This is a genomic window from Deinococcus rhizophilus (assembly GCF_030271215.1).
Classification (GTDB): Bacteria; Deinococcota; Deinococci; order Deinococcales; family Deinococcaceae; genus Deinococcus; species Deinococcus rhizophilus.
This window is the reverse complement of sequence record NZ_JASNGB010000236.1, coordinates 1-3727: the sequence shown is the minus strand read 5'-3', so window position 1 is coordinate 3727 and position 3727 is coordinate 1. Positions and strand designations below refer to the sequence as shown.

The 3727-nt window shown below is 70.7% G+C and carries 5 protein-coding genes; 1 reads left to right on the top strand and 4 read right to left on the bottom strand.

From position 1 onward, the window contains the following. The first annotated feature begins 108 nt into the window (after window positions 1–108). Window positions 109–1077, top strand: coding sequence for a prenyltransferase/squalene oxidase repeat-containing protein (locus QOL99_RS15790; RefSeq protein ID WP_285525225.1), 969 nt, complete (start codon window positions 109–111; stop codon window positions 1075–1077). Window positions 1078–1209: 132 nt separating this feature from the next. Here the strand turns inward: QOL99_RS15790 and QOL99_RS15785 are convergent, their stop codons facing one another. From QOL99_RS15785 to rpmH, 4 genes are all read right to left on the bottom strand, one after another. Then, entirely contained in the window at window positions 1210–2790 is a 1581-nt protein-coding gene (locus QOL99_RS15785) for a YidC/Oxa1 family membrane protein insertase (protein ID WP_285525223.1), read from the bottom strand. Further along, window positions 2790–3098 carry a membrane protein insertion efficiency factor YidD gene (gene yidD, locus QOL99_RS15780; protein ID WP_285525221.1) on the bottom strand — a complete coding sequence of 103 codons (309 nt, stop codon included), beginning with the start codon at window positions 3096–3098 and terminating at the stop codon, window positions 2790–2792. Before yidD ends, QOL99_RS15785 begins: the two co-directional genes overlap by 1 nt. Continuing rightward, window positions 3095–3529 (bottom strand): ribonuclease P protein component, encoded by a 435-nt coding sequence (gene rnpA, locus QOL99_RS15775; protein WP_285525227.1) that lies wholly within the window; start codon window positions 3527–3529, stop codon window positions 3095–3097. The genes yidD and rnpA overlap by 4 nt, the downstream gene beginning before the upstream one ends. Window positions 3530–3636: 107 nt before the next feature. Continuing rightward, window positions 3637–3727: 50S ribosomal protein L34 (gene rpmH / locus QOL99_RS15770; protein WP_285525226.1), on the bottom strand; the 91-nt coding region annotated here is incomplete at its 5' end.

Below are 3727 nucleotides of genomic sequence, written 5' to 3'. Positions count from 1 at the left end.
CGCCTACCGCGAGGCGCTGCGGCTGCGGCCGGGTTTCGCGGCGGCGCGGGCGCAACTGGCCGGGAGCTGAGGGCCCGACCCTGGCCGCTCCCTGCGTTACCCTGCCCCATGACCCCCCCGAACGACGCCCGCCTCACGCCGGAAGCCTTCGCCCGTGCCCGCGCCTTTTTGCTGGACCGGGGAAGACCGCTGGAGGCCGCCCGCTTTCGCCACGCCTTCGAGGGCGGACGCATGGAGGATGTGCTGGAGGCGCTGGCTCACTCCCGCAATCCCGACGGCGGCTTCGGGCGGGCGCTGGAGCCGGATGTGCGGGCGCCGGAGAGCAGCGTGCTGGCGACGGCTACGGCGCTGGAGGTGCTGCACGACCTCGGGGTGCCCGCGCCCAACGATCTGCTGACCGGCGCCGTGGCGTGGCTGCGCGAGCACCTGCACGTCACACCCGGCGGGTCGGTGTGGCCCTTCCTGCCGCCGGAGGCAGCGGCGCACCCGCACGCCCTCTGGTGGAATCAGGCCGGGCCGGAGGCCCTCGCGGCGGCGTTCGGCGGGTTCCGGGTCAATCCCCGCGCGGGAATCGTGGCGCGGCTCTGGCGCTGGCCGGAGCTGTTGCCGGAAGGCCTGCTCGCGCTGCTGACGGTGGAGACGCGTGACGCCATTCTCGCCGGGCTGGAGCCAGGGGACGTGAACGGGCACGCGGTCGCCGCCCTCTTCGCCCAGACCCCCGAGGTGCCGGGGGACCACCGTCTGCCTGTGCTGGAGTACCTCCACGACGTGCTGCCGGAGCGGGTGGCCTCCACGCCCGAAGCCCTCGCCGGGTACGGCCTCGACCCCCTCCACGTGGCCCCCACCCCCGCGTCTCCCCTGGCCCCCGTGCTGGACGACGCGCTCGCGGCGGCGCTCGCCCACCTCCTGACCTCTCAGCGGGAGGACGGCTCGTGGGCACCGACCTGGGACTGGGGCGGCACCTTCCCTGAAGCCTGGCCCCAGGCGGAAACCGAGTGGCGCAGTGTGCGGACCTGGGAGGCACTGCGGGCCCTGCGGGACTGGGGACGGACCGAGGGTGTGGTGCGCGGCCCGTAGCCTGTGGGGGGAGGTGAACCACGACATTCGCGTGACCCACCTCCATCTTCTTCCACACGTCGTAAGCGGCAGGCCACACTCCACAAGAAAACCGCCCCACCTTCTGCGGCGGGACGGCCCTTTTCGCGGCGCTTACTTCTTCGGCGCTTCGATGGTCTTGACGGTCTTGCCTGCGGCGCGGGGCGGGGCCTTTTGCACCGTCTGGCCCAGCGAGGCCGTCTCGCGCTCGACCTGCTTGTTGATGATGACCTGCTGAATGATGCCGATCAATGTGGACAGGATGATGTAGATCGTCACGCCCGCCGGGAAGGTCAGGGCGAAGTACAGGAAGATGATGTAGATGAAGGCCTGCTGCCGGAACATGTCGGGGCTCTTGCGGGTCATCACGTACAGCTGGCCGATGTTCACGATCAGGTAGATCAGCGCGAGGATATAGAAGGGGTCCGGGATGGCGAGGTCCGGCAGCCACAAAAAGCCCGAGTCGAACTCGAAGTTGCGGATGGTGGACCACAGCGCGATCAGGACCGGGAACGGGATAAAGGTCGAGAAGCAGCCCGCCGGGTTGAAGTTGTGGTCGCGGTAAAGCTGCGCCATCTCGGTCTGCATCGCCCGCTGCGACTCGGGGTCCCGCTTGTCCTTGAAACGCTCCTGAATCGCCTTGATCTTGGGCTGCATGACCTGCATCCGGGCGGTGGTGCGGCCCTGCGCCTGCATCAGCGGCCACATGATCAGGCGCAGCAGCACCGTGAGCAGCACGAGCACCAGCCCCCAGTTGCCCACGAAACCGTAGAGCCATTCCATCAGCTTCACGATCAGGAGGCTGATCTGCCCGAACCAGTTGGGGGCAAAGAGCCCCGGCAGGGTGCTCAGGCCGCTCTGGTAGAGGTGAATCAGCTCGTTGCGCCCGCCGTAGACCTCCAGGTTGCTGTCCCCGGTCAGGCCCACCCGGATCAGGCCCTGCTCGCCCCCGGTCAGCGCGGCGTCCGCCTGCGTCCCGCCCTGGGGCCGCACGATCAGGGCGTGCGCGACCTGGCTGGGATTTTCCTGCAGCGCGGCGTAGACGATGTTCTCCACCGTCAGGGTGCCGCTGCCCTGCACGGCGGCAGGCTGCCCGCCCACGGGGACGGCCTGCACGCGGGGGTTGTCGGCCTTGCCCAGACCGGGGAACAGCATGGAATACGTTTGTGGGCCATTCTCGATCCGGGTCCGCACGTCTACCTTGTAGTTGCGCGGGTGCAGGGTGACGGTCTTGGTGACCGCCACGCCGTTCTGGGTGTAGCGGAACACGGCGTCCTGGCGGTTTTGCGCGAGGTTCTGGGTCAGCCGGGGGCGCGTGGCCTGGGCGGGGGCGGCGGGGTCGAGGCCCTCCCCCTGCAGCGCGAGCGCCTTGCGGTCCCCCACCATGTTCACGATGCCGCGCTGCTCGCGCAGGGCGGTAAAGTCGTAGGTCCCGTCGGCACGCTGCTTGATAAAGGGCGTTCCCGCGTAGTTCTTGACGTACCAGCCGATCACCTCGCCCCGCGCGTTGAACACCACGTCACTGAGGTTGCTGGTGGCGATGAACTCGTCGCCGGGCTGGTTCGGGTCGAAATCGGCCACGATCCACTCGGGCGTGATCGCCTTGCCGAAGGTGGGGAGGGGGCCGGTGGTGCCGCAGGCGGTGAGCAGCAGCGCTCCCAGGGCCGTCAGGGGAAGCAGGGTTCGGGTCTTCATCAGGGTGACTTTCTGGAGCGGGGGCGGCGGGAGGGAGGGGAACCGGCGGCAGACGCACTGGCGGCAGAGGAGCGGCGCGGCCACTCCCCCGGCACCGGGTCGAAGCCGCCGGGCACCAGCGGATTGCAGCGCACGACGCGCCAGGCGGCCAGCCAGCCGCCCCGCAGGGCACCGTGGCGCCCCACCGCCTCGGCGGCGTACTGCGAGCAGCTCGGGGTAAAGCGGCAGGTCGGGGCAGGCTTGCGCGGCGAGAGCTCGCGCTGATACCAGCCGATCAGCCGCAGCACGGCGCGGGAGGCGGCGCTCATGCTGGGCCCTCCTCGGCGGGGGTCGGGACAGGGGGGGTCACGCGGCCGGATACGCGGGGGGAGGAGCCAGAGTTCCCGCCCCCTTTTCCACGCTTGCCCTTGCCCGGCGTGCCCGCGAAGGCCCGCGCCAGGGCCGCCTGAAGCTCCGCAAAGGGCACCTTCAGGGCAGCCGGGTTGGGCAGCAGGATCGCGCGGCAGGGGGGCAGGCCGCCGGGCAGGGTCCGCAGCGCCTCGCGCACCCGGCGGCGAGCACGGTTGCGGTCCACCGCGCGGCCCAGGGTTTTCTTGGAGATCACGATGCCTATGGTGGCGCGGGGCCGCCACACCTCACCGTAGCGGGGGCGGTACTCGGTGACGCGCAGGGTAAACAGGCGGTCGCGCACCACCGCGCCGTGCTGCCGGACCCGCCGGAATTCACGGTCCCCGGTCAACGACACCAGCGCCACCGGACGGCGGGGCCCCTTGGGGCTGGCACGGTCCTGGGCGGCGCTGGTGGAGTCGGGTACGGCGATGGCCTGATCCTGGCGGGGCCGGGGCCTTACTCGTCGCTGACGGTGAGCTGGTGACGGCCCTTCGCACGGCGACGGGCGAGGATGTTGCGGCCTGCCTTGGTCTTCATGCGGGCGCGG

What these genes read in the sequence shown, in the direction of transcription:
- QOL99_RS15790 (WP_285525225.1), top strand. Translation starts at nt 109, where the DNA reads ATGACCCCCCCGAACGACGCCCGCCTCACGCCGGAAGCCTTCGCCCGT.
- QOL99_RS15785 (WP_285525223.1), bottom strand. Translation starts at nt 2,790, where the DNA reads ATGAAGACCCGAACCCTGCTTCCCCTGACGGCCCTGGGAGCGCTGCTG.
- yidD (WP_285525221.1), bottom strand. Translation starts at nt 3,098, where the DNA reads ATGAGCGCCGCCTCCCGCGCCGTGCTGCGGCTGATCGGCTGGTATCAG.